The 25,178-nt window shown below is 44.6% G+C and carries 24 protein-coding genes and 1 pseudogene; 9 read left to right on the top strand and 16 right to left on the bottom strand.

The genetic code is table 11. From position 1 onward, the window contains the following. Positions 1–15: 15 nt before the first annotated feature. Positions 16–783 carry an ABC transporter ATP-binding protein gene (locus ACED25_RS07705; protein WP_371695023.1) on the bottom strand — a complete coding sequence of 256 codons (768 nt, stop codon included), beginning with the start codon at positions 781–783 and terminating at the stop codon, positions 16–18. Positions 784–884: 101 nt separating this feature from the next. Here ACED25_RS07705 and ACED25_RS07710 point away from each other — a divergent pair, with 101 nt between their 5' ends. Then, positions 885–2,141, top strand: a complete 1,257-nt coding sequence (locus tag ACED25_RS07710; protein WP_371695024.1) for an MFS transporter — start codon at positions 885–887, stop codon at positions 2,139–2,141. 101 nt (positions 2,142–2,242) lie between these two features. Here ACED25_RS07710 and ACED25_RS07715 read toward each other — a convergent pair whose 3' ends face one another. Further along, entirely contained in the window at positions 2,243–3,958 is a 1,716-nt protein-coding gene (locus tag ACED25_RS07715; protein ID WP_371695025.1) for an amidohydrolase, read from the bottom strand. A gap of 322 nt (positions 3,959–4,280) precedes the next feature. Between ACED25_RS07715 and ACED25_RS07720 the strand changes: the two genes are divergently transcribed. Continuing rightward, a complete protein-coding gene (locus ACED25_RS07720; RefSeq protein WP_012604434.1) occupies positions 4,281–4,799 on the top strand; it encodes a lipocalin family protein in 519 nt (172 codons plus the stop codon). A 93-nt stretch (positions 4,800–4,892) separates the two neighbouring features. On the opposite strand, the gene ACED25_RS07725 is transcribed toward ACED25_RS07720, so the two are convergent. Then, positions 4,893–5,267, bottom strand: a complete 375-nt coding sequence (locus ACED25_RS07725; protein WP_371695026.1) for a hypothetical protein — start codon at positions 5,265–5,267, stop codon at positions 4,893–4,895. A gap of 78 nt (positions 5,268–5,345) precedes the next feature. Then, positions 5,346–5,651, bottom strand: a complete 306-nt coding sequence (locus ACED25_RS07730) for a monooxygenase (RefSeq protein WP_371695027.1) — start codon at positions 5,649–5,651, stop codon at positions 5,346–5,348. Between the two features lie 156 nt (positions 5,652–5,807). On the opposite strand from ACED25_RS07730, the gene ACED25_RS07735 reads away from it, so the two are divergent. After that, positions 5,808–6,719 (top strand): LysR family transcriptional regulator, encoded by a 912-nt coding sequence (locus tag ACED25_RS07735; protein WP_371695028.1) that lies wholly within the window; start codon positions 5,808–5,810, stop codon positions 6,717–6,719. A 22-nt stretch (positions 6,720–6,741) separates the two neighbouring features. Here the strand turns inward: ACED25_RS07735 and ACED25_RS07740 are convergent, their stop codons facing one another. Beyond that, positions 6,742–7,356, bottom strand: a complete 615-nt coding sequence (locus ACED25_RS07740; protein WP_004736309.1) for a TetR/AcrR family transcriptional regulator — start codon at positions 7,354–7,356, stop codon at positions 6,742–6,744. Between the two features lie 236 nt (positions 7,357–7,592). Between ACED25_RS07740 and ACED25_RS07745 the strand changes: the two genes are divergently transcribed. Continuing rightward, entirely contained in the window at positions 7,593–8,708 is a 1,116-nt protein-coding gene (locus ACED25_RS07745) for an efflux RND transporter periplasmic adaptor subunit (RefSeq protein WP_371695029.1), read from the top strand. Positions 8,709–8,716: 8 nt separating this feature from the next. Beyond that, on the top strand, positions 8,717–11,815 hold the full coding sequence (locus tag ACED25_RS07750) for an efflux RND transporter permease subunit (protein WP_371695030.1): 3,099 nt from the start codon (positions 8,717–8,719) through the stop codon (positions 11,813–11,815). 91 nt (positions 11,816–11,906) lie between these two features. Here the strand turns inward: ACED25_RS07750 and ACED25_RS07755 are convergent, their stop codons facing one another. The 5 genes from ACED25_RS07755 to ACED25_RS07775 all read right to left on the bottom strand — a co-directional run bounded on the left by ACED25_RS07755 (position 11,907) and on the right by ACED25_RS07775 (position 17,989). Beyond that, complete coding sequence (locus tag ACED25_RS07755) at positions 11,907–12,395, bottom strand: hypothetical protein (protein ID WP_017101598.1); 489 nt, start codon at positions 12,393–12,395, stop codon at positions 11,907–11,909. Positions 12,396–12,563: 168 nt separating this feature from the next. Beyond that, positions 12,564–14,540 (bottom strand): alkyl sulfatase dimerization domain-containing protein, encoded by a 1,977-nt coding sequence (locus ACED25_RS07760; RefSeq protein ID WP_102257821.1) that lies wholly within the window; start codon positions 14,538–14,540, stop codon positions 12,564–12,566. A 255-nt stretch (positions 14,541–14,795) separates the two neighbouring features. Beyond that, complete coding sequence (locus ACED25_RS07765; RefSeq protein ID WP_017096900.1) at positions 14,796–15,785, bottom strand: efflux RND transporter periplasmic adaptor subunit; 990 nt, start codon at positions 15,783–15,785, stop codon at positions 14,796–14,798. Next, positions 15,785–16,426 (bottom strand): magnesium transporter, encoded by a 642-nt coding sequence (locus tag ACED25_RS07770; RefSeq protein ID WP_371695031.1) that lies wholly within the window; start codon positions 16,424–16,426, stop codon positions 15,785–15,787. Before ACED25_RS07770 ends, ACED25_RS07765 begins: the two co-directional genes overlap by 1 nt. A gap of 633 nt (positions 16,427–17,059) precedes the next feature. Next, positions 17,060–17,989, bottom strand: coding sequence for a hypothetical protein (locus tag ACED25_RS07775; RefSeq protein WP_017096898.1), 930 nt, complete (start codon positions 17,987–17,989; stop codon positions 17,060–17,062). A gap of 330 nt (positions 17,990–18,319) precedes the next feature. Between ACED25_RS07775 and ACED25_RS07780 the strand changes: the two genes are divergently transcribed. The 4 genes from ACED25_RS07780 (at position 18,320) to ACED25_RS07795 (ending at position 21,933) form a co-directional block, all read left to right on the top strand. Next, positions 18,320–19,255 (top strand): LysR family transcriptional regulator, encoded by a 936-nt coding sequence (locus tag ACED25_RS07780; RefSeq protein ID WP_012604424.1) that lies wholly within the window; start codon positions 18,320–18,322, stop codon positions 19,253–19,255. 217 nt (positions 19,256–19,472) lie between these two features. Beyond that, positions 19,473–19,850 (top strand): lactoylglutathione lyase, encoded by a 378-nt coding sequence (gloA, locus tag ACED25_RS07785; protein WP_122046385.1) that lies wholly within the window; start codon positions 19,473–19,475, stop codon positions 19,848–19,850. 14 nt (positions 19,851–19,864) lie between these two features. After that, a complete protein-coding gene (locus ACED25_RS07790; protein WP_017104120.1) occupies positions 19,865–20,962 on the top strand; it encodes an alkene reductase in 1,098 nt (365 codons plus the stop codon). Between the two features lie 110 nt (positions 20,963–21,072). After that, complete coding sequence (locus ACED25_RS07795) at positions 21,073–21,933, top strand: DMT family transporter (protein WP_041472865.1); 861 nt, start codon at positions 21,073–21,075, stop codon at positions 21,931–21,933. A 94-nt stretch (positions 21,934–22,027) separates the two neighbouring features. Here ACED25_RS07795 and ACED25_RS07800 read toward each other — a convergent pair whose 3' ends face one another. From ACED25_RS07800 to ACED25_RS07825, 6 genes and pseudogenes are all read right to left on the bottom strand, one after another. After that, positions 22,028–22,456 carry a MarR family winged helix-turn-helix transcriptional regulator gene (locus tag ACED25_RS07800; protein ID WP_017101603.1) on the bottom strand — a complete coding sequence of 143 codons (429 nt, stop codon included), beginning with the start codon at positions 22,454–22,456 and terminating at the stop codon, positions 22,028–22,030. A 17-nt stretch (positions 22,457–22,473) separates the two neighbouring features. Next, a pseudogene (locus ACED25_RS07805) lies at positions 22,474–22,578 on the bottom strand (hydrogenase); the annotation flags it as partial. Then, a complete protein-coding gene (locus ACED25_RS07810) occupies positions 22,579–23,073 on the bottom strand; it encodes a peptidylprolyl isomerase (protein ID WP_371695032.1) in 495 nt (164 codons plus the stop codon). Between the two features lie 237 nt (positions 23,074–23,310). After that, on the bottom strand, positions 23,311–23,910 hold the full coding sequence (locus ACED25_RS07815) for a thiol:disulfide interchange protein DsbA/DsbL (RefSeq protein ID WP_009847171.1): 600 nt from the start codon (positions 23,908–23,910) through the stop codon (positions 23,311–23,313). 91 nt (positions 23,911–24,001) lie between these two features. After that, complete coding sequence (locus ACED25_RS07820; RefSeq protein WP_012604418.1) at positions 24,002–24,361, bottom strand: hypothetical protein; 360 nt, start codon at positions 24,359–24,361, stop codon at positions 24,002–24,004. 149 nt (positions 24,362–24,510) lie between these two features. Beyond that, entirely contained in the window at positions 24,511–25,119 is a 609-nt protein-coding gene (locus ACED25_RS07825; protein ID WP_009847169.1) for a TetR/AcrR family transcriptional regulator, read from the bottom strand. Positions 25,120–25,178 lie beyond the last annotated feature (59 nt).

Genomic DNA, 25,178 nt, shown 5'->3' on the forward strand with positions numbered 1-25,178 from the left:
CAGGTTCCTTTTGATTTAAGGGATGTAGCTGATAGGTTGCCCTGTCTCAGGGTGTTTAAAGAGCGCAAGCTCCATTCCGTAGATTTGCATTAGTGTTTCTGGCGTCATCAAATCTTTAGGCGAACCGGAAGCAATCACTTTTCCAGAATGAAGCGCAATCAAATGGTCACTGAATTTGGCGGCCATGTTGACATCATGAAGCACCATGATCACGGTTAAGCCGAGTGACTGATTAAGCTCTCTGATCAAAGCGAGCAATTCATGCTGGTGCGCGACATCGAGTGCTGAGGTTGGTTCATCAAGCAAAATACATTGGCTTTGCTGAGCAAGTAGCATGGCGACCCAAGCTCTTTGTCTTTCTCCGCCGGAAAGTGTTGCGACAAATCGGTCAGAAAAGGCATTAAGGCCAACTTTCTCAATCGCTTCGTCTACGATGGCATAATCATCTTTGCTGTAACGTCCAAATGCGCCTTTCCATGGATAACGGCCAAAGCAAACCAGTTCACGAACGGTCACGCCATCAGTAATCGGTGGGTGCTGCGGCAAGTAGGCGACTTGGTGTGCAAATTCAAGGTTACTGTATGAGGTGAGTGGTTGCTCATTGAAGAAAACGTCACCTTCTGTTGGCGTGTTTTGTCGACTTAACAGTTTAATGAGTGTCGATTTGCCACATCCATTATGGCCAAGCAAGGTGGTGATCTTCTTTGGTTCAAAGGTCAAAGTCGTTGGCGAAAGGATTTTCTTACCGTCGATTTCGAACGAGGCATTGGTAAGTGTGTACATAATGCAATATGAAGTTGAGTTATGGGCTGCTAGCCGCTAATGTAACACAGTGAAATCAAAATGATAATTATTCGCTAAATCAATCTATTTATCATTGTAATATGCTCGTGCCCACTACGAACCTACCAACCTTATCTAGCGCCTTCGATATTATGTCTGTGATACAAAATAAAAAATTTCAACTATTGGCTATTGGTCTTGCTTCGGCTCTTATGGGAATTGGGCAAAACGGCTTACTCGTTTCCCTGCCTTTTCTTGTGGAACAGTCTGCATTCAGCTTGCCTACGTGGTCGATTCTTATCGCAATAGGAAGCATATTATTTCTGCCGTCTGCGCCGTTTTGGGGAAGGCAGAGCGACAAATATGGCCCTAAAAAAGTAGTCATTCAAGCACTGATAGGCATGGCTATCAGCTTTGCTTTGTTGTGTTTTTTCGCCATGTTTAGCAAACAGGGGCAGGCATTCGTGTTTTGTTTGATTGGGCTGGTGGTCGCGCGAATTATTTATGGTTGTACGGTGTCTGGAATGGTGCCTGCGAGTCAGCATTGGGCGATATTATTGTGTGGTGAGAAGAACCGTTTACAGGCTATTACATCAGTGAGTCTTGGCCTAAGTGTTGGTCGATTAATTGGGCCTTTGGTCTCCATTTTAGCGTTAAAGTTATCGCCTTTTGCTCCCCTGATCGTGATGATCTTTTTGCCGTGTGTTGCTTTACTTGTCACGATGTTGTTACCAACCCCTAAAGAAGAAACTCGGAAGGCTGAAGGAATAGGGCAAGCACCTTGGTTACCGAATAAAACATTACTGCCTTTTTTATCTTGCGGGTTGTTGTTGTGTGCCGCAGTCGCGTTGTTGCAATACAGTTTTTCTCCACTTATCTATTCGATCACCCGTTGGCCTACCGATCAAATAAGTGACACGATCGGGATTCTTTTGACTATCAGTGCTGCCTGTACTTTTGCTACTCAACTCTTGGTTATCAAAAAAGAAAAGCTGACACCGTTTGTTATGTACCGTTGGGGGGCATTGGGTTTGCTTGTCGGCTTTGGAGTGTTCTTGATTCCCAGTATGTGGGCGTTAGCTGTGGCGATGGTACTGACAGCGATTGGCGCAGCGTTACTTGTTCCTGCTTACACGTTGTTTGCCACTGAAAAGCAAAGTGGTACACCGGGCGCAGCCGCAGGGTACATCGCTATGTCTCATACTCTAGGCTATGGCGTCGCTTCATTACTTGCGTTTACTTCAACCTTGAACCCTCAGTATCCCATCTACTTATGTGGGCTATTTTCTCTACTGATTTTCGCGACGACTTATGTTGCAAAAATAAAGGGAAATACCAAGCTCGCTGAGCAAGCTTAATCTTATATTTCCCCTGATACTTTTTAGTGAATCAATTGGAAGTGAGCTAACGGATAGCAAATTAACTGGTAGCAAACGGCTTTGTGTCGAACGTTGGTTTGCTAATTTATGTCTTTGAAAGCAGCGTCTTCGAAAACCACATCCCCTCGTAACACTGTCATTAACACCTGTGTTTCTGCGATTCCTCTTGCTGATAATGTGGTGATGTCTTTGTTGAGAATCGCGAAGTCCGCTGATTTCCCAACCTCAATAGACCCCGTGACGTCTTCGATACCAAGGCTCTTTGCTGCATTGAGCGTGTAAGCGTCGATAGCTGTGTAGATATCAGTTAGGCCTGTTTTACCCATGATTAAGCTATTTGCGATTCCAACTAGAGGGTTGATGTCATGTACGTTCCAGTCACTGCTCAAGGTGATATTGGCATCAGTCTTAAGTATCGCGTCTAAGTTCATCATGGCTTTGGCGCGGCGAGCACCAAGGAAAGCTTCGGCCCATTGGTGTTGATGTTTGGCTACGTAATCGGAACCGACTTGGAAGTCCGCCGAGACATTGAGCTGCTTGAAGCGGGGAACGTCTTCATCATTGATTAACTCTATGTGAGTTAGGGTATAAGGCTTTTGCGAACCTTGTTTACGCACGCTTTCTATCGCATCAAGAGATTCACGAACGGCACCATCACCAATCGCATGAATGTGAGCGCTAAAACCGATTTTATCGAGCGCGGTTAGCCACTCTTTCATCTGTGCTGGTGGAATGTAGTTTAGGCCATTGGGAGACTGTGGCAGATAGGTATCTAAATAGGGCGCGAGTGTTTTTGCTGTACCGTTAATGAAGATGCCATCGCTGTACATTTTTACCTGATCGACGAGCAACAGACGGCTTTTATCATCGGAATACATCTTCCCGAAGACTTCTAATTGAGAGGATATCGCCATTGATGGGTAAACCCAAGGGCGTAATGACACGCGAGCCGTCAAATCTTGGTTTTGCTCCGCTTCTAGCCAAACGTCATACCAGCCTCGTTTCCAATACATCCGGCCGTCACCGATGGTGGTAATGCCGTGCGCAGCGGCTTCTTCAAGACCGAACATTAACCCTTGGTAGCTTTGTTCAAAGAGCTCGCTTTGGCTGTTCCACGCCATCTCCATAATTTGGTCGCCAGCGTTATCTAATAAGATGCCATTGAGCTTGCCGCTGTCTTGGTCTTTTAAATAAGCGCCACCTTGTGGATTAGGAGATTGTTGGCTTATTCTGGCTATTTTTAAGGCTTTTGAGTTGACCCACATAGAGTGAGAGGTTTGCTCCATAAGCACCACGGGGCGATCAGGGAAGATATTGTCGATGATCTCAAGTGGTGTGTATTCAGAGTCGCTGTCGAGTGTCGACTCAAGAGAAAAGCCATAACCCATCAGCCAGCCTCGACCATTGGTTTCGGCATTGATTTTACACGCTTCTAAGTAAGGGATTTGCTCTTCTAATGTGGCTTCAGAGTCTAGTTCGCAATTGCCACCCAGCTCTGAGGCGGCTTCAAACACATGGTTATGATTATCAATGAACCCCGGCAAAACAAAGGCATTCTCCAAGTCGATGACATCGGTACTCTGACCTTGAAAAGATTGCGCCTGAGCGTGGTCACCGATGAAGATGATCTTGCCTTTATGGGTAACGATCGACTCTGACTCGCGATGCCCATATATGTCGGCATTGGTAAAGATCTGGTCTGCGGTTAGGCTTTGAGAAAAAGCCGATGGCACAGAGACTAGGCTAGCGAATAATGCAATCCATGCAGTGCGTGGCAAAGTGAGCTTATTGTTCATTGTTATTTATTCCATGTTCCACTGTTTAGTAAGTATAGAAAGCGAGTGGTAAGAATCATATCGCGGATTTTTAATAATAAAGTGTCCATAGTTGCTCTCCTGATTAAGTTAACTTGCCGTATATTTTTCGGTGACTCCGACTCAATATCGAACATCAATGAAACACCATTGATTCATTCGCAGACTAAACAATTCACATAAGATTCTGAATAAATTACAGTTAGGTGAACTTTAAAAATGGATTTAACGTATTACCAAGGATGTAAGTTTATGTTTTCACAAGGCTTACTCGCATTACTAATAAAAACAAGCCGAGGTTAGGATGAAAAAAATATTATTGCTGCTTAGTGTGATTCTATTGGGTGGTTGCGTGGGCATGCCTGAAACAGTAAAGCCCGTTCAACAGTTTGAATTGGATAGATACTTGGGAAAATGGTACGAAGTGGCTCGTTTAGACCACTCGTTTGAGCGTGGCTTAGATAACATCAGTGCCGAATATAGCTTGCGTGATGATGGTGGCGTTAAGGTGATTAACCGCGGCTATTCGGCGGAAGATGGCGAATGGAACGAAGCGGAAGGTAAGGCGTACTTTGTCGAAGGCAGCGATCAGGGTTATCTAAAAGTGTCGTTCTTTGGCCCCTTCTACGGAGCTTATGTGGTGTTTGAGTTGGACAAAGAGAATTACCAATACGCGTTTGTTTCGGGCCCAGATACCGACTACTTGTGGTTACTTTCAAGAACACCAGAGGTTGCACCAGAAGTGATGGAGAAGTTCAAAGCGATGTCTAAAGAGCGTGGCTTCAATACTGATGAATTGATTTACGTTGAGCACAGTAAATAAGCTGAGCGCGCTAGGTTAACGACAGTTGATTGAGAAAAAGGAACAGATGATGAGTGCATCTGTTCCTTTTTTATTGGTTTGGTTTTGTATGAACTAGCCTTGTCGACGAACCTGCAACACGCTGAGCACCGATAGTGAAAGGAAGAACGCCGGATCACTCCAGCCGAAGCCAACAAATATTCCTGTAAACGCTGCATACAATGTGATGATGGCGCCGAGCATATTTGTAACCACCAAGCCTTGGATGAGCTTTTTAGCGGACAAGCCAGGTTCAATGTCTCTAAGCAACCAGCTTATCGTGGCTATACCACCCAAAAAGATACTGGTGTGTTGAGAGAGAAAGTAAGCGTACTTATCATTAATTTCCACGCCGTACATGGGCCACATTACCGTTGGGATAAAAAACAGTGCGATGGCAAACCCTGCGTAAATAATGCCGTGTAGGCTAAGAAAAGTTTTGTTGTTCATTACGTATCTCTCTATTTATGACTTAGCGACTTAGCTATTCAGTATCTTTGTTGTCATTCAGCGAATGAACAAGTTTGATTAACCGTTGATTGGGCCTTTATTAATGGTAGTTAATGGCTGATTGACGTCAAAAATCACCCCGCGTACTTCGTCGACACCCATCTGTTTAAGGCGAGCGCTATGCATCGCTAGGTACGTCTCTGCACTGAGTTGGTCTTCAAAAAGATAGACACCACCCCCCAGTTTTTCTGCTTCGTTCTCTGTCCAAATTTTCCAGATCATGCTCGGTTCGTTGTTAATAGACTTTGCTAGGTCAACGAGTGCGTTTGACATCTCTTCACCAAATGGGCCGCTAAATTCAAAATCGACTTGTAATAATTTCATGGTTATTTCTCCAAACAGTTACTTGGTATTGCGCTGAGACTCATGGTCATTTCGCAAAACATAGGAGGCTTTATTGCCTGTTGAAATAGATATTACCTGTAAAAAACAGACAGAAAAGTTCATAATATAGTTATTAACTGTCAGGATTTTAGACCAATGAGATTGAAAACCACCCTCGACCAATGGCAAACCCTTTACGAGATTGACCGCGCAGGCAGTATTCAGGCAGCGGCACTGCAATTGAACAAGAGCCATACCACGCTGATTTATGCGCTGAGAAAATTGGAGGACCAATTAGGCGTGACTTTAGTGCAGGTTGAAGGTCGTAGGGCGGTCTTGTCGGAGGATGGGAAATCACTGTTACGCCGTGCGAGCAGTATGTTGGAACAAGCTCGCGAGCTAGAGTTGATCAGTGAACAGCTAGCGAAAGGTGTTGAGTCTGAAATTGTGGTTGCTGTTGATCACTTGTGCTGCCTTGAACGGCTTTATCAACCGATGGCTGCATTTTTGGCGGAGAACAACACCACATCGATACAAGTGATAGAAACGTCACTGTCTAAAACAACGGAAATGGTGACTCAAGAACTGGCTGATGTGGCTATCATCAACTTGCCTATTACTAATTATTCAGCCGAAGCCTTTGGTTTTACGATGATGGAGCCAGTAGTTGCTAGCTCACATCCGTTAGCAAGTGCCGTTTCAGTGTCGTTGAATCAACTGTCGTCTTTGCCGCAAATTGTGGTGCGAGATTTAGGTGCTCAAACTAGTCAAGGCAGCAAAAAGCAAGGGAACAAACAGGATGTGGGTTGGTTGAAGTCGAGTCAGCGTATTACGGTGGATAATTTCGACCATGCGTTTGGCGCGGTAGAGCAGGGAGTCGGGTATTGTCGACTACCAAAGCACATTGTTGAAAGCCGAGGAAGTGACAAGCTCACTGTGTTGAATGTCGAAAATGGCAGTGGGTATCACGTTCCGCTGCACCTGACTTTACCAAAAGGAGCCAAGACAGGCCCTGCTGCTCAACGTTTCTATGAGTTACTTCTTGAGTCAGCTGCTCCTGCTAACTAACCCTCATTCAGTCGGGCTCAAACTAGCGAGGCTGATTGCCGTTTAAGAACAGCGCGACACATTCGCGAGTGTAGTGAAGTCTTTCTTCTTCAGATTCTCCGCTATCGTGTCCGAAGAATCCCCAATATGCCGATTTGCCGTGAAACATCAGCAATAGTTGGCGTGCTGCAATAACTGGTGAGCTTGATGTCGACAGTGTGAGATCACCAGAGTCTATTTTCGACTGCAAATAATCAGCAAGTAACTTGGTGGTTTTCTGAGGGCCAGTTTCTAAATAGATAGAGGCGATCTCTGGATGCGTATTCGCTTGGCTAATGGCATTTTGAAAGGTTTGTCTAGATTGTTCATCAAGTAATAAATCCTGAAACTTCACACCAAACTTCACCAACTCATCACCCACCGCAGCATCCATATCAAAGGCTGCAGGACTGAGTTCTCGCTCCGCACACTTGGTTTGCATGCAGGTTTCGAAAAGTTCGTCTTTGTTTTTAAAGTGAGAGTAGACCGTTTGCTTAGAAACGTTCGCTGCTTTGGCTATCTGATCCATATTGATCTTGAAGCCATGTTCAGAGAAAAGTTGGCTGGCTGCGGTTAAGATCTGCGATCTCTTCTGTTCACTCTTGATGATTTTAGTCACGTGCTTGCTTCTCGTTACTTAGTGTTGTCTCGTTACCTAGTTTGTCTCTTTGCTTAGCGCCTGTTGGTGCTCAGTTCTATGTGTCTCGTTTTACGCTAAGCATTATGCTTTTTGTGATGGTTTTATCAATCATTAACGATGAAACTTATTTTTAACACAATCAAACTAGACAGTCTAGTTTGATTTGGTTAGTCTAAAAAAAGAACATAATTGAGTACCGCATAGGAACAGTACGTATGTATAAATTGATGAAGGGAAGCGCAGTGGCAGTGGCGTTGTCGGCTTTTCTTGTTGGATGTGGCGAAAAGGAACAAGCCCAAGAGTCGGTTGATTCAACCGCTGAAACGGCATCGAGCGTCCAAACTATTTTAACCGTGGAAACGATGGCCTTGGCGCTGTCTCCTTCTTATGCAGTACAACGCGAATATGTCGGTGTGGTTAAGGCGGGTCAACAGGCTAATTTAGGTTTCGAACTGGCGGGCAAAGTAAACGAGATTCTGGTGGATGTCGGTGACACAGTCACAACGGGTCAGCCGTTGATCAGACTGGATACCCAACTTTTGGAAACCGAGTCTAGCCAACTGAAAGCGCAGGCTGAAGAAGTCAAAGCTCAATTGAGTTTGGTGGCAGCGAACCTTAAACGTCAACGTTCATTGAAAGCGAAAGGCTTCAGTGCCGAAGCTGAGATTGATTCGTTAACCAGTGAGCAACGCGTATTGCAGGCGAACTTGCTGCGTATTGATGCCTCGGTAAAAGGCAATCAATTGAAGCTGGTGAAATCGACAGTTCGTGCGCCATATTCAGGGACCATCGCAACACGCTTTGTCTCGCTTGGAGATGTAGTGAATATAGGGAATCCAACTCTTACACTGCTTGCCTCTGAAGGGAAAGAAGCCTTTATCGGTATTCCTGCCCATCAAATGAAAAAGGTTACTTCACTTTCCGCCCCAAGTATTCGCGTCGGGCGAGATGAATTCGCTGTGAGCCTGTTGAATCCGGGCGCAATGGTCGACACACAGTCTCGCAGTGTCGGTTTGCGTTACTTGTTTCCTGAACAATCGTCGGTGTTAGAAGGGCAACTTGCCTATTTGAAATTTGATGAGCAGATTGATGACCAAGGCTACTGGGTGCCATTAACGGGTTTGATTGATGGATTGCGCGGTGTGTGGAACATCTTTGTGATTGGTGAAGACAACAAAGTTGAGCGCCGAAGTGTTCAGGTGTTGTTTGCCAACAATCAACAAGCGTACGTGAGTGGGGCGATTGAAGACGGTGAACAAGTGATTGCCAGTGGCTTACATCGTTTAGTTCCTGGACAAACCGTGAAGCCAGCAAGCGTTACTGCTGAATAGGAAATAGCATGAAAATCATAGAGACTATTTCCAACACTCGACTGCTTATCTTAATGACAGCACTGCTGATGGTGAGTGGTATTTCTGCGTTCATGACGTTGCCACGTGCAGAAGACCCAGTCATCATCAACCGTTACGCGAACATCACAACCAGTTTCCCCGGAGCCAGTGCCGAGCGTGTTGAAACCTTGGTAACAGAAGTTATCGAGAACAAGCTGCGTGAGCTGAGTGAAGTTAAACTCGTGAGCTCAACCTCAAGGCCGGGCGTGTCTATTGTCACCTTAGAATTGAATGACACCATCACCGAGCCTGAGCCAGTTTGGTCTCAAGCTCGCGACAAGCTATCTGACATCGAATCCATTTTGCCTGCGGGCTCTCATTCTCCCGATCTCGACAGTGATCATACCTATGCTTTCACAACTATCGCATCTCTAACCTGGTCTGGTGCAGGTGAACCTGACCGATTAACACTCGGGCGCTATGCCAAAGAACTTGCTAAGCGACTAAGAACTTTGTCGGGTACTGAATTCGTTGATGAATACGGGATGCCACAAGAAGAGATTCAAATCAGTTTACGTACGGCCGATGCCGCTGCCTTAGGGCGTTCAAGTGCCAATATTGCTGAGTCGCTCGAAGGGGCAGACGCCAAGAACTCCGCCGGCGAGTTAGTGAGTGCTTATTCTCGCTTTGGCTTAGAAATTAAATCTGAACTCGATTCTATTGAACGTATTAAGCAAGTGCCAATAGCCACTGATAGCAAAGGTCACATCATCCGTATGGAAGACATTGCTTTTGTGAGGCGTGGTGAGAAAACCCCGCAAGACCAGATTGCCATTATTGATGGTGAGCCGGGTGTGATTGTAGCGGCAAGAATGCATCCTGATCTGCGAGTTGATAATTGGACGTCGCGAGCTAATGCTCTGATTGGTAAATTTGAGCAAGAGTTACCAAGTAACGTTAAGGTGACAGTGCTGTTTAATCAGCAAGGTTATACCGAGACTCGCTTAGACGATTTAGGCAAAAGCTTGATGATCGGTTTCGGTCTGATTTTGATTGTGCTGTTTGTCACTTTAGGCGTACGTGCCGCGATCTTAGTCGCCATTTCTCTGCCGTTAACCTCATTATTGACCCTGTCGATCATGAAAATGACTGGTGTACCGATTAACCAAATGTCGGTGACAGGCCTAATTGTGGCGCTCGGTATCATGGTTGATAACGCGGTGGTGATGGTCGATACCATTCAAGCTTATCGCTTGAAAGGACAACAGCGCGCTGAAGCGACCATGAATGCATTGAAGCATTTATGGGTGCCGTTATTAGGCTCAACCTTAACTACCGTGTTGGCGTTTGCTCCGATTATCTTGATGCCGGGTGCATCGGGTGAATTTGTCGGTGGTATTGCAATTACCGTTTCTTTCTCATTGATCGGCTCTTACATCATCTCGCACACCTTAATCGCAGGCTTAGCGACCAAGCTATTGCCGAAACAACTCAGTGATGTCGACAAGAAAGGGCAGCACCATTGGTACATGACGGGTTTGAGAATCCCGGCTTTGACGCGATGGTTCTCATCTTCTGTCCGCTTTGGTGTCACGCATCCAATCATCACGATTGCTTTGGTGTTGTTGGTTCCGTTTACCGGTTACTGGAGTATGTCTCAGCTGACAGAGCAATTCTTCCCGCCATCAGACCGAGACATGTTTGAGATTCAGGTTTACATGCCGCCGCAAGCGAGCATTTACGCCACCAAAAACACCTCTGAAAAAATCGACGATATCATTCATCGCTATCCAGAAGTGGAGCGTATCGATTGGCTCGTGGGTGCAAACTTCCCATCCTTCTATTACAACCTGCAAGCAAGGCAAAATAACGCGCCGTACTTCTCGCAAGCCATGGTGAAAACAGAGAACTTTGACCAAGCCAATGCGCTAATTCCACAGTTGCAAAAGGTGTTGGATGAAGAGGTGCCGGAAGCTCAAATCTTGGTACGTAAGCTTAACCAAGGGCCTCCATTTACCGCGCCCGTTGAACTGCGAGTGTATGGTGAAAACCTCGATACGTTGAAAGCGATTGGAGAGGATGTGCGATTGATTTTGGCGGGTGTTCCTCATGTGACGCACACAAGGGAAACGCTGCAACCGGGTACGCCGAAGGTGTGGTTGAAGGTCGATGAAGATACCGCGAAACTCAACGGTATTTCATTGAACCAGTTCGCAGGTATGCTGCAAACTACGCTGACAGGTCGTGAAAGTGGCTCTGTGATTGAAGGCAGTGAGTCGGTACCAATCCGTGTTCGTGTGGCAGATGAGGCGCGTGAGAACTTAGCGCATTTAAGCAATATTCGTCTGCCTATCAGTTCGGATGTTTATTCCACGGGGATTAATGTTTCAACTCTGGCTGAGCTGGAATTGACGACCAGTCGCGGTGCGATTACTCGTCGTAACGGGCAGCGTGTGAATACCATTGAGGGCTACATTGAAGCGGGTGTCTTGCCTCAAACTGTGCTTAATGAATTCCAAAAACGCCTAGCAAGCTATCAGATGCCATCGGGTTACACGATTGGTTTTGGTGGCGAATCCGCTGAACGAGATAATTCAGTCAACAGCCTTATCTCGAATGTCGCCGTTGTGGTGGTATTGATGGTGTTGGTGGTGGTGATGTCGTTCAACTCGTTCCGAATGAGTAGCATTATCTTCATGGTAGCAGGATTGGCTGGTGGGCTAGGGCTGTTATCGGTGTGGATCTTCGGTTATCCGTTCGGCTTTACGGTGATCATCGCCATGCTCGGCATTGCGGGCTTAGCGATTAACGCTGCCATTGTGATTCTGACGGAATTGAAACTCGATAAGCAAGCCTCATCAGGCAATGTGGACGCGGTCGTTGAGGCAGTGATGTCGTGTACTCGCCATATCAGCTCGACAACGATTACAACCGTTGGTGGCTTTATGCCATTGATTATTGCTGGTGGCGGTTTTTGGCCTCCATTTGCAGTCGCGATTGTCGGCGGTACAGTATTAACCACGCTTATCTCGTTCTACTTTGTGCCTGTGGTTTATCATTTGATGACTAAAAATCAGCGTAAAAACATAGTGACTCAAGCTGCGTAACTGTTTTTCAATTTAACTGCTCTTCAATTACCCATAATCGAGCCGTATCTGGTTCGATTATGGCGTTGTTCTCTCACTAAATTCATTCCAACTACCCTTCAAAAATATCACTAAGCCAATCTTCAAGTTGCTCTCGTTTATCTTGTGGGCCATTGATGATCACCAAACCGTTTAGTGTCGCGTGATCCCAAGATATGGTGCCAGTAGCTAGCGCATCGAACACATCGAGTTCCGTAATCAGTAATAGATCTTCCTCTGTAGGCAAAGTATCTCGACCTGACACATCGACACCTTTCTCAAGTTTAACTTGGCTGTAATGACCTTTAATTGCTTCGAATAAGTTGAACTCAATTTTGCTTGGGTGGGGTTTCGCAAGCGCAGCCTTGACGGCAAAGAGTCGAAAATGATCCGGTTTATTGAGGTTGTTGAATTCATCGTCTTGTCTGGCTGTGATGACGTTGCCAAAGACTTCTAGTGAACCGGGCTCTGTCACTAAACTAAATCCTGTATCTTGGTGAAGACCACAGGCGAAAGTTAGGGAAGATGTGAGTGAAAGAATGAGAGCAAATCGTTTTAGCATGTGTGAACCTTAAACGAACTAGGGCAGTTTTCTTACTTCAACAATAGATCGAGATTGTTGAGTGAAGGTTGCGAACTGTACCAATGAATAAACGATAAAGGGACCACAATAGGTCCCTAAGTTATCGGCTCGCCATCCTTAGCATGCCTTTGCTTGGTGTATATCTAATTAACGAACGATTAGCATGATCTCTTCTGGAGTCATTGGCTTATCGAAGTAGCTCATGAATTGACCGAAGCCTTTGATGTCGCCGTTCGAGAACTTGAATGCACCAGACTGTAGGTTGCTACCAATCACTTGTTGAGCGTTTGGACCCGCAATCAAGATTTGGTTCAGTACTGCACGAGTGGTGTCGATTTGAACGTCTGCGCCTTTTACTGCTTCTTCGTGTAACTGAGCAATACCGTTACGGATTTCGATAGTGAATGCTTCGTTCGTATCAGAGAAGTTGTACGTTAGCATCATGTTCACGTCTAACGAGTTTTCTGCGATAAGCGTTGAAGTCATCATGTCGAAGATCTGCTTACTTGGTAGCGCAGTAAGCACGTCAACAGAAGCGAAGCTGATCATGTTAGAGAAGTCACGTTTGTTCTCTAGTTCAGCCGCCGCGTTAAGCGCCCAGTTACGCCAGTTGATGTTCACTTGGTCTGCAGCCCATGCTTTGTAAGCTTGTGCTTTCATCTCGCGAGCTTCCATATCTTGCTTGTTTACCGTGATTGGATAAGAAAGAATTTCTGCTGCAAATGTGTAGTTTTCAGCCTTAATTGCTGCTTGTGCAGTCGTAAGGATGTTCTCACGGCCGCCCATGATCTCTACGAACGCTTTAGCACGTTGCTCGTAAGCCATTGGCTCTAATTGCCATGGATCTGCTTCGAAGAAACCGTTGTAACCAACGTAGATCTGACGAACAGCATGTGCAACGGTACCGTAGTGCTCTCCTAACCAAGGGTGCTCAGCAAGGTGCTTAGGAAGTTTAACGACTTCAACTAGCTCGTCCGGCGTCATACCTTTGTTCATGTAACGGATAGTTTGGTCATGCGTGTACTGAATCGCATCACGGTAAGCCGTTAGTACGTCAGCTACCGCTTCTTTACCTTCAACTGGACGACCGTGAGAGTTAATCATGATCTCAGTGTCGAACTTACGCATTACGTCGATGCCCTTGAACCACATTGATGGGTCACGGAATTTAGTACCACGAATAGTGTGAAGATTAGGGAAGTTCTCTCCTTGAAGTACTTCCGCAGCGTGCAGGATTTTCTGATCTGGGAAGTAAACCACTAACTCATCTTTCGTTTCAGATGGCACGTTCTCAATGTGCATTTTCACGCCAGCGATTTCGATTTCGATGTGGCTTTGGCTTGGTACAAGCAGGTTTGGTTCGATGAACGAAATAGCACCTTGCATGAAGCGTGGGCCAAGGCCGTCATTTACTGTACCGTGCTCACCTTCTTCTACGTGCTTAGCACCTGTGTAAGAAGTGCGGTGACCAAATAGAGTACCTAGGTTTGAAGACCAGTTAGCCACTGCAGCTGTTAGGCCTTCTTCAGCGATGATTTTTACTTCACCTGATGCTACTTCTTCGTCAGTAACCCATGCACGCACGCCAGAGATGTGGTCGATGTGGTTGTGAGAGTAGATGATTGCTTTAACCGGTTTGTCTGTGATTTGACGGAACTGCTCTTTAACCGATTGAGCCATTTCTACTGACTCGCCTGGATCAACAATGATGATGCCGTCAGTACCTTCAATCATGACTGGTGTGTCTAGACCGAAGCCGTAACCAAGGTAAATATTGTCATCTACTTGGATGATAGCTTGGTCCATTTTACGACCATGCTTGGTTAGGATTGGATGAACGTGGTCAGATTCTGCAGTGTAAGCTAGAGAATCGCCCGTTTTAGAAACAACCTGGATACGTTCGCCTTTACCCCAGAACATGTTTGACTTGTGTTCGAATAGAACCTCGCTTTTGTAGCGTGCATCAAGATCGATGTTTTGGTATTGAGCTGCGTTTGCCGTTTGAAGTTCTTGGCCTACTTTCGATACTGCTTCAACAGTGGGTGTTGCTGATGCAAAACCAGAAGCAAATAGAGCGCTTGCGATAGCAACAGGAAGAGCCATTTTTTTGAATGTATTAGTCATGATAGTGACCTTATATTTGGATACAGGAATTGGATTTCTTGACTCAAATAATAGAGAGGGTAGAGGTCGCTATCTACACGCTAATAGTATTTCAATATATCGCTTTTGCGATGATTGGATTGTCATTGATATTGTTTTTTCGATTTATATCGGAGGTTAAATTAGGAAGATTGGTTTGTGATAGATACAAAAATGCCCTGAAAACTAGGGCATTTCTTAAAGAACTAAAAGTAATATTTTCGATTATCTAAGTGCTTACCAAGCTCCTAAGTAAGACTTGTAAGATTGCAGGCGAACTGTTGCTGCACCGATAACATCAATGAAGCCCCAGAACGGATGCGGTTTCTCAGCAGAAATCCAAGCCGCACCAGCCGCACCAATTGGGATATCGAAACCTTCTGGTTCGATGATCTCAAGAACGATGGTACGGCCTAATCCGTTACTATTTCTTACAACGTGTTGACCAACACTCTGTGGGCCTTGAAATGGAGAAATAGCCGCTTCGCCAGTACCGGTTGTGAAGCTGTGTACTTTTGCTCTGAACACGTGACCTGGGTATGCATCAACGAAAAACTCTGCGAAATCGCCTTTTTGAACATATCCGTAAGTTTGGTCAGAAACTCGCATTTCCAAAAATTTCTTGTTGGTGTTGTAAAGGTGCATGTTGCCCATGACTGAACCTTCGGCAATGTTGACAATCGCGACTTGTCCATCAAACTCAGCACGAATCGTCTTTTTCTCTTGCGCCCAGTTCACTTTTTGAAGATCGGCAACCAATGAATTAAGTTCAGCGTTCATTACACGTAGGTCAGAATCGTATTTCTCAACATCACGCGCATTAAAGATTTGCGGTGATGTTTCAGCACGCTCAAGATCTCGTGTCATCTGCTTGATCTGTTCTTCCTTCTTAACAATGGCAGATTCGATCTTTGCTTTGTCAGCTGCAGAGTTAATGTCGACGAGTGTGTAAAGTACATCGTTTTCTTTTACTCGTTGGTTGTGGTCAACATGGATTTCATCAATTTGTTGGCCAAATACAGGCGACATTACCGCGTGTGGTGCTTTTACTGTGGTTGAGTTCGTTAAATCAACCGGCGCCCACAAGCGAGAAATAACCGCCAATACCGCAAGAATCGTTACGCCGCCAATGGCAGCCCACGTGTAGTTTTTGAAGTTCTTCTTCAGTGCGCCTGTCGCAAACAGTGACCATACAATTAGGATGTATGGAATCATCATCTCTTTCATTATGCGACCTCTTTTTCTGTAGGGGATGGTTTTGTTGGAGTCTTTTCTTCTGAAGCCTGTTCTTTTGAAGGCTGAGCTTCTGAAGACGGTTCTACTGGAGACTGTTGTGTTTGAGACGGCTCTGTTGCCGATTTTTCAGGTGATACGTGGACTGCGGCTGCCTCTGAATTGGTCGCGTCTTGTTTAGGCTGCACACCACGGCGAATGACATCACTCAGTGATTGACCAATATGTTTCCAGTTCGCTAGCGCGATAACCAAGGCGATAACCCAGAATGTTTTGCTGATGAAGAGCCCGCAAAGTGACAGTGCAAAAACGATCTGTACGTGAGCGCTTTTGTGTTCTTTTGCTTTATGCACACCCAGTTCATGCAACTGCCACATGCCGTAAACACCGGCTAATACCACAGCAATGGTCACCGAGAACAAGTAACCAGAGAAGTACTCCATCTGGAAGAAGTTCATCATCATTTCATTGGGATGATTGTTGAATTGAGACATGTCGATGTCTTTAGAATGGATAGTGCCTAACGGTGCAAGAGCCCATGCACCAGCAAACATTAGCGCCATAAACAGCCAGAATTTAATCAAGACCATCACAACGGCCCAGATTTTCTGGAAAATGATTTTTATAAAGTTCATATCTCAACCTACATCAATAAGAAGAGAGAATTTGCAGCCTAGAAGTCACCTTTAATGACATCTTAAAAAGTAGATGTCTATTATGTGGGTAGATTAGTGCCCATAATAAACAAAAGTAATAGATGATATTTAAAGTGATATTGCACAGTCCAGACAACCGATTCTCGGTATCAAGAAGCGAATATGCTTCTCTACAAATCAATCTTTATTATTTGTCAGCAGACGTAAATGAAATGGCTATGAAGCGTTCGAATTAATATTCGCGCGGCTTTCTAGCGACTGTTTTTATTACGTGTATTACCTCGACAATCGAGGGGCTCTTCCATGACAATTGACATACCAAAGTAAAACATTTGTCAGTTTTCTATTTGGGCTGGTGATTGATTTGTTAGCAGGATAATAGGAAGAGTTTTGACCAGTATCTACCCAGAATTACGATTTGATAATATCGTAATTACGATTAGTAGTTATAACTCTAAATCGGTAAAGTGATTTATTTGAAAAGGCTCATATACAGATAGAAAACATTGTTCATTAACTTGGTTTGGATCATAGAAGTCGATGAAAAGTACTAAAAAGGCTGGCCTAAAATATTGAATAAATTAGACCAGCTCTAGGGAGGATTTTAATCGATTATTTGAACGGGTTTAATGTAACAGGAGCAATAAAGAATTTTAGGTTCCAATCTGGTGCATATGGCACATACTCAGCTGGATTGGTCGTATTAACATTTGCGTCTGGTTTCATTACGTAATATTGAAGTTCTACACCCCAACGAACAGGCATCGGTCCAATCTTAAACATATCGATATAGCCTAACCCGACAGGTACAGTAAATTGGTCGGAACCATCTTTTGTCCAATCAATTTGAATATTAGGCGTCATACCAATTAACGCGGTGTTGCTGACACGATAGTTTAAGAAGTACTGGATGTCCGCTTGATTGGTTGATTCAGTAACGCTGTCGCTACCGCCTACATCCCACCATTGCTGAGCTAAGAAACCAACGTTCCAGCTTTCAATACTTGCTGGGTTACCGGTTTCTTTACCAAGGCGAGCGACCATTGCCGCAGGGCCTACTTGCCATTTATCTTGGGTTAAACCATCAGTACCAGTTGGCATGATCACCGTTGGACCAACACCCCAAATCCAGCCGTCATCACGGTTAGGCGCTGCCATTGATAGAAAGACGGTGTCTCCCATGCCATTTGTACGACCTTCAAAGAAATCACCGTCTTCACGGTCACCTGGTGAACTGTAGTGGTTGGCTACCAGACGGTTCACCAAGTTCCATTCGCCATCCATGATAGGAACAGGCATTACTGGTTGAAAGCTGAAACGGTTTTGCATTTCATGGTGGCCATCTTCTTTCTCAAGAAAGGTGTAATCATTCTGAGTGATTAGCATCCATACGTCAGATACCGGGTTAGCCGATTTTTTTGCGGCTTCCTGAACTGAGAGTTGTTCCTTTTCAGCCAGCGCAGAACCAGAGTAAGCGATAGCCGCACCGCTTAAGAGTAGGGAAATTATTTTAGTGTTTTTCATATTGATACCGAGGGTCATTATTTTGGTGCCATTGTAGTATTCACAAAAGGAATGTATATGTACCGAACGGAAACTCAGTGTCATGTAATTTGAGACAATGTTGTGATTTCAAAGCGCGTCGCATGAAGTACGCCCCATTATTAAAGGGCTTACGGAGAAGGGAGGGCTTTATTGTCTCAATATATGAAGATTTATTGAGGGTTGATGAGTGTGAGTAAAGTCTGGTTAATATGCTATTTATTAGCAAAATAATCGATGCGTTATACCTTTAATAAATGTTTTTATTGACGATATTTAATCGTTTTTACGATAGCATGGTGTTTATGGTCGCCTAACGAGTAATGATATATGAGCAACGAAATCCCCAATTTCAACCTACTTGCTGTGTTTTCTGCGGTGATGGAGCAGGGCAGTTTAAGTAAGGCTGCGGATCAACTCAGTACCAACCAATCGACCATCAGTACCGCGTTAGCCCGCCTAAAAAAAGAGATTGGCCAAGAGCTTTTTGTTCGTAAAGGAAGAGGTGTTACGCCTACTTCTTATGCTCAAAGTTTGTATGAACAAATCAAAACGCCGATTCATGAATTGAATGATGTATTTCAGTCGATGGCTAATTTTGATGAGCAATCCTCTGAACGTAAGTTTGTGATTTCTTCACCTGAGCACTTACAGTGGATTTTACTCAATAGTTTTGCTGCGCTTCCTAATCAAAATCTATCGCTAGAAGTCTTTGACCAACCAGACAGTGATGAGCGTATTTACGAAGACCTTTTGACTCAAGAGTTCGATGCAATGATCGATATTGTGGTACCTGAACACCCAAGCATTGTTAGTGAAACTCTATATGAAGGCGAGTTTGTTATTGTGTGTAGAGAGGATCACCCGAGAATCCAAGGTGAAATCAGCGAAGCGCAATTCATGAATGAAAAGCATGCCGTATTAGATAGAACACGGCGGAAAGTTCGCAGTTTAAATCACTACACATCATTGGATTTATCTAAGCGTAAAATCGTGTTTCACGGGCGCTCACTGTTCAGTAATATCTTGCTATGTAGCCAATCGGATTACATCACCGTAGTGCCTTTATCTATGGCTGTGCAGTTTCAAGAAAGGCTAGGTTTACAGTTGTTTAAACCACCTTTTGAATATCAGCCTATATCTCACTATTTGATTTGGTTAAAGAAGCAGAATAATGACCCTGCTCATAAATGGTTCCGAGAACAAGTCATCAGTACATCAGATGCTATGTCGAAGACGCTTAAAGATAGGCGTTTGCGGTTTTAATTGAGAGTCTAACTCGAAGGGAAGCATTGGCTTCCCTTTTTTGCGTCATTGAGTTCGTGTTAGTCATAAAGTTCATAACAAAAAATTATCACATTGAGAATTTTTGATAATTTCCTTAATTCCTCGCTGAATCGTATTATTTCACTCAGAGATTAGTGGATAACCTCCACTCAAAATAATAACGGCGCCATGCTTGTGGTGCTAATAAGGGCGAAATATGAAATTCCTACACACAATGATCCGAGTTACTGATTTAGACAAGTCTATCGAGTTCTACACCAAGGTATTGGGAATGAAGGAACTTGAACGCCATGAAAACAAAGACTACCGCTACACATTGGTTTTTGTTGGCTACGAGCAAGGTGGCACGACTATCGAGCTAACGCACAACTGGGATACGAATGAGTACGAGATGGGCAGCGCGTTCGGTCATCTGGCATTGGGTGTAGACGATATTTACGCAGCATGCGACAAGATCAAATCGCTAGGTGGCAACGTGACTCGCGAAGCAGGTCCAGTGAAAGGCGGTTCAACTCATATCGCTTTTATTACTGACCCAGACGGCTACCAAATCGAACTGATTCAACTAGGTTAATCGAGGATATAACAATGACAAATGCACTATTTCAACCAATTCAACTTGGTAATATCGAGCTTAAAAACCGTATTGTTATGCCACCGATGACGCGTTCTCGCGCAACGCAACCTGGTAATTCAGCAAACGACATGATGGCGGCTTACTACGCTCAACGCGCTTCTGCAGGTTTGATTATTGCGGAAGGCACACAAATTTCACCTATGGGCCAAGGTTACGCTTGGACTCCGGGTATCTATTCTGATGAGCAGATTGCGGGTTGGAAAAAAGTCACCGATGCCGTACATGAAACAGAGGGTGTTATCTTCGCTCAACTTTGGCATGTAGGCCGTGTCACACACCCAGACAACATTGATGGTGAACAACCAATTTCGTCTTCTGCACTTAAAGCAGAAAACGTAAAAGTATTCATCGATAACGGCACTGATGAACCGGGTTTTGTGGATGTGGTTGAACCTCGTGAGATGACGAAAGAAGACATCAAAGAAGTGGTTGAACAGTATCGCCAAGCGGCTTTGAACGCGATTGAAGCAGGCTTTGATGGTATCGAACTTCACGCCGCGAATGGTTACTTAATCAACCAATTCATCGACTCTGAAGCAAACAATCGCACTGACGAATACGGTGGTTCAATCGAAAACCGTTTACGTTTCCTAGGTGAAGTGGTTGAGGCTATGGTTGAAGCGATTGGTGCTGACCGTGTTGGTGTGCGTCTTGCTCCGTTCACATCGTTGAATGGTACGGTTGACGCTACGCCAGTAGAGACTTACACAGCGGCGGCAGCATTACTTAACCTATACAAAATTGTTTACCTGCACATTGCAGAAGTCGATTGGGACGATGCACCTGAAACACCGAAAACCTTTAAATCAGCAGTACGTAATGCTTACCAAGGTGTCCTGATTTACGCAGGTAAATACGACAGCGAGCGCGGCGAAAAAGCGGTTGCTGAAGGCGTAACTGATATGGTTGGTTTCGGTCGTCCATTCGTCGCAAACCCAGATCTACCCGCTCGTATTCAAAATGGTTACCCATTAGCAGCGCACGATCCAAACACATTGTTTGGTGGTGCTGAAAAAGGTTTAACGGATTACCCAAAATACGCAGGCTAAAAATAGCTGCCTGAAGCAGAGTATTGAGATAGTATCTTGATCCTGTTGAATGTTTATAAAAAGCAACCTTGCAGAGTCGGGTTGCTTTTTTTGTTATTGGACCAAGTAAGATGATGAAAGCGATGCGCGGAGAGCTTTATCTCCTATTTGCTACCTTGTTAGCTGGGATTGGATGGATTGCATCTAAGCTGGTGGTGTTAGAAATGCCTGGGCCAGTGTTCATTGGTGTGCGATTCTTCGTCGCGAGTTTGATTCTTTTGCCATTTTGTATTCATCACATTCGTAAGCTTTCGCTTAAGCAGGTACTTTCTCTTTGCGGCGTTGGCTTGTTGCTGTCTGCTTCATTGCAAGTCTGGGTGTATGCAGTATCGATGACGGAAAGTTTGTCGGAAGGAGCGTTTATCATGAGCTTAGCTATGATCATCGCGCCGTTTGTCTCTTGGATTATATTTCGAGTTAAGCCTAATCGTGCCTTCTGGATGTCATTTCCAATTGCGATTATCGGTATGTTGCTACTGACCCTAACTAACGGTTGGCACGTTGAGCAGAGTCAGCTCTATTTCCTATTAGCATCGATGTTGCTTTCGGTTCACTTTGTCATGAATAAGCGAGTGATTACTAATATCAAACCTATAGCTTCAATTTGCGTTCAGCTTTTTGTGGTGGGTGTTAGTGGGTTAGCGTTTGCTTCGATGACCACTCAACCAGAGTTTGAAATAACTCAAACCTTAATATTCTGGTTTATCGTCTCAGCGGTTGTCGCGACATCGATCCGTTACTTATTGCAAACTGTCGGTCAGCACTCCGTGAACATGGAAGTGGCGGCATTGATCATGATTCTTGAGCCGGTGTGGACATTGTTATTGAGTGTCAGCGTGTTGGGAGAAACGGTTGAGATGCAAAAGCTACTAGGCGGAGCGGTAATTATTGGTTCGTTATTTTGTTATATCAAATGGTCGAGACGAAAATAAAACACTCGGCGCAAGGCCGAGTGCTCGTTGGTTGTTAGCGCATGTTTATAGCTCATTAAGCATGTACTAGCAGTAAGCTCCGGTCACAGTAAGATCAGATTGCTGCGACCATCTTTTGAAGTAGCTTGATCATCTGCTGTTGTTCTTCAGCGTCCAACTCATTCATCAGTTCTTTGTTTAAACGAGTAGGGATTGGAATCAACTGTTCTTCGAGTGCTTTCCCTTTTTCCGTTAAGTAGATTCTGAAAGAACGACGACTGTTTGGATCGGCTCTGCGTTCAACCAGCTCAAGCTTTTCTAGCTTGTCTAGTGTGCGAGTCGTCGTTGAATTCTCGACTTTGGACTTTGCCGCGATATCACGCTGAGTAATACCTTCCTCTTCCCATAGGCACATCAAGGTTGGCCAGAGCGCAATGGTTAAGCCATGTTCTTTCAATTCTGTGTCGAAATCTTTGCTCGCTTTATTGGCGATCACGTTGATCATCCAACCAAAGCTATTTTGCCTATCAAATTCTTGTGACATCCGTCAGTACCTAATTCTTACGATGACATTACAACGATTGTCATCGTAACTAATACCGATGCAATTAGCACCAACATTGCTTCGTTATTTGATAAAAAAGCGAATTGACTGCTAATTTTGAATTAATCGCGAATCGTGACCTTGGTGATCATAATATCTTCGCAAGGTACATCTTCGTGTCCCCAGCGAGTGGTCGTTGGAGCGACAGCAATCTTGTTGACCACGTCCATGCCTGCCGATACTTTGCCAAACACTGCGTAACCCCAACCTGCGTTGCTGGTCGCGGTATGGTCAAGGAAATCATTGTCGTCAAGGTTGATAAAGAACTGCGCCGTTGCTGAGTGTGGTGCGTCTGTACGAGCCATTGCCACTGAGCCAATCACGTTCTTTAGTCCACGATTTGCTTCATTGACGATAGGTGCGTGTGTTGGCTTCTCTGTCATGTCTATAGTGTGTCCACCACCTTGAATCATGAAACCCTCAATTACACGGTGAAATGTGGTGCCTTCATAGAAGCCTTCTTGGCAGTATCTAAGGACGTTTTTTGAACTTACTGGCGCTTTCTCAAGGTTAAGTTCAATTTCGATGTTGCCAAAGTTAGTGGTCAGAATAATCATAAAGGTGCCCAATGTTCGAGTACTAATATTTTGAGTACTACAGAGTAGTGGATGACGTAATAGGGTGCAGTATATGAGAAATAACGACGGATGCCAGTGAACAGTGATTCTGACGTGTATTCAAGGGCGATCTGAATGATCTTCGAGCGTGCGTTGCGCGCTCACTTCACTTGTATAGACAAGAAAGCCAACGAACAGGTCACTGGCTTTTGAGGTTTTAAAGATTATTGCTTTTGATTAAAGCGTTAGGAGGTAATTTACCAGCTGGTTGTACTCTTCGTAGCTCTTGATTTGATCCGGTTTTACGATGTATTTGTTGTTAACTAATACGCCTGGAACGCCAGTTAATGTGCTCGCATCAAACTGCTTATCAAAACGCTTCTGCATTGAGTTAACTGCGAAACCGTTGTAGGCCGCATCAAACTTCTTCGCATCGATACCGTTATCAATGAAGATCTGGCGAAGTTCCGCTTCGTTTCTTGGAGTCTGTTGCTTCTCGTGAATTTTGGCGAACATTGCTGGAACCATATTGTCTTCAGCGTCGAGTGCAATCATGGTCGCGTAAGCTTTTGCCATAGGCACAGCCATGTCGTTGCCCATAAACGCTACGTGCACTTTTTGAAAGCTTGCTGACTCTGGTAGATCTTGTTTAAGGAACTCAATGACGCCTTCAAATTTGTAGCAATGAGGGCAGTAAAACGAGAAGAACTCGGTAACGACGGGTTTATCTGCTTTCGCTACGTCGAGGATCTTGTAGTGAGTACCTTCTTCAAACTGAGCGGCATTAATTGAAGCGCTCATGATCAGAGCTGCGAATAGGCTAAATAGCTTTTTCATGTGTTATTTTCTAAATTTGGATGTCATTGTTTACAGCGATAGAGCTGTATTAGTAATACGTTGGCAAGCGTTGCCAAACAGGGACAAACAATTAAGAAATAGGAGGGCGATAAGGAGCTTGTGGCGACATGATTGCCTTGTGTGAAGGCTCTTTCTCGATCAAAGCCAATGAACCAATTTGGGTATCAAAAGACTCTGACACAATCAACGGTGGCATTTTAAGTAAGCATACAGAGCCACAGCAGTGGTGTTCTACATTGGGTTGCGCGCTGGAATATGGGAATGAGTCACTGGTGTCGAATGAGGAATCGGTGTTCAGCGATAAGGTTGATAGATTTTGAGTTACCTGCATAGCATTGGCGTTCGCGATACTGTCCACACTGACGGTGGCCACTAACATAGCGAATAGCATAAAAGCATGTACCCAAATTTTGCTTATCAACTTTGGCATGGAATATTGGTCTTTGTGTCCGAATTAAGGTTGGTATGAATCACATTCTGCAACCGCTAAACAGGAAAGCGTAGAACGAGCGCATGATACATCACTCGTTTACGCATCTCTAATTAAACCCAACAAAACTTAGCAGAGCTCAACTTTTATTACGCTTGGTACTGTTTAAGGAACATCTCGACGCTGGAATTAATGATTATTTGCTTGTGCTGCTTATCAGGAGAGGGCGCATGACCAATGATCTGTGGCCAAAATGCAAAAGATTTCAGCAGGGCGATAAACTGAGTGGATGCAAACAATGGGTCGAGTTCAACCAAACGCCCATCAGCCAATGCCGCTTTGATCCAAGTCGTCAGGCCGCTTTCTGCTTGAGAATATTTTTCCATCGCTTGATGCGCGAGTTCTGCGTTATGAAAATATTCAGAGAACAGTACGCGAGATAAGTCGATGAAACCTTCAGACTCGAGAAGCTCAAGTTCTTGGTTGGCTATAGAGGTAAGTTGTTCATCTAGCGGTTGTTCGGCTTGATAGGGGAACTGAGTCGCTGCGAGTGTTTTGCTCCAAATGCTGTCTAAAATCTCATCCAGTAGCAGTTCTTTACTCGCAAAGTGATTGTAAACCGTGCGCTTTGATACTTCCGCGCGGCTCGATATTTTATCCATGCTGGTGGCTTTATAGCCATGCTCGGTAAACTCTGCGATGGCAGCGGCCACGATAGATTCGCGTTTTCTTTGGCTTAGTGTTTTTTTTACCGTCATCTGGATATTACTCAATATGTCGCGGTTAGCATTGCATACTCTAATTTTACACCAGTAAG

The organism is Vibrio sp. 1F263, from assembly GCF_041439035.1.
GTDB classification, from domain to species: Bacteria; Pseudomonadota; Gammaproteobacteria; order Enterobacterales; family Vibrionaceae; genus Vibrio; species Vibrio tasmaniensis_A.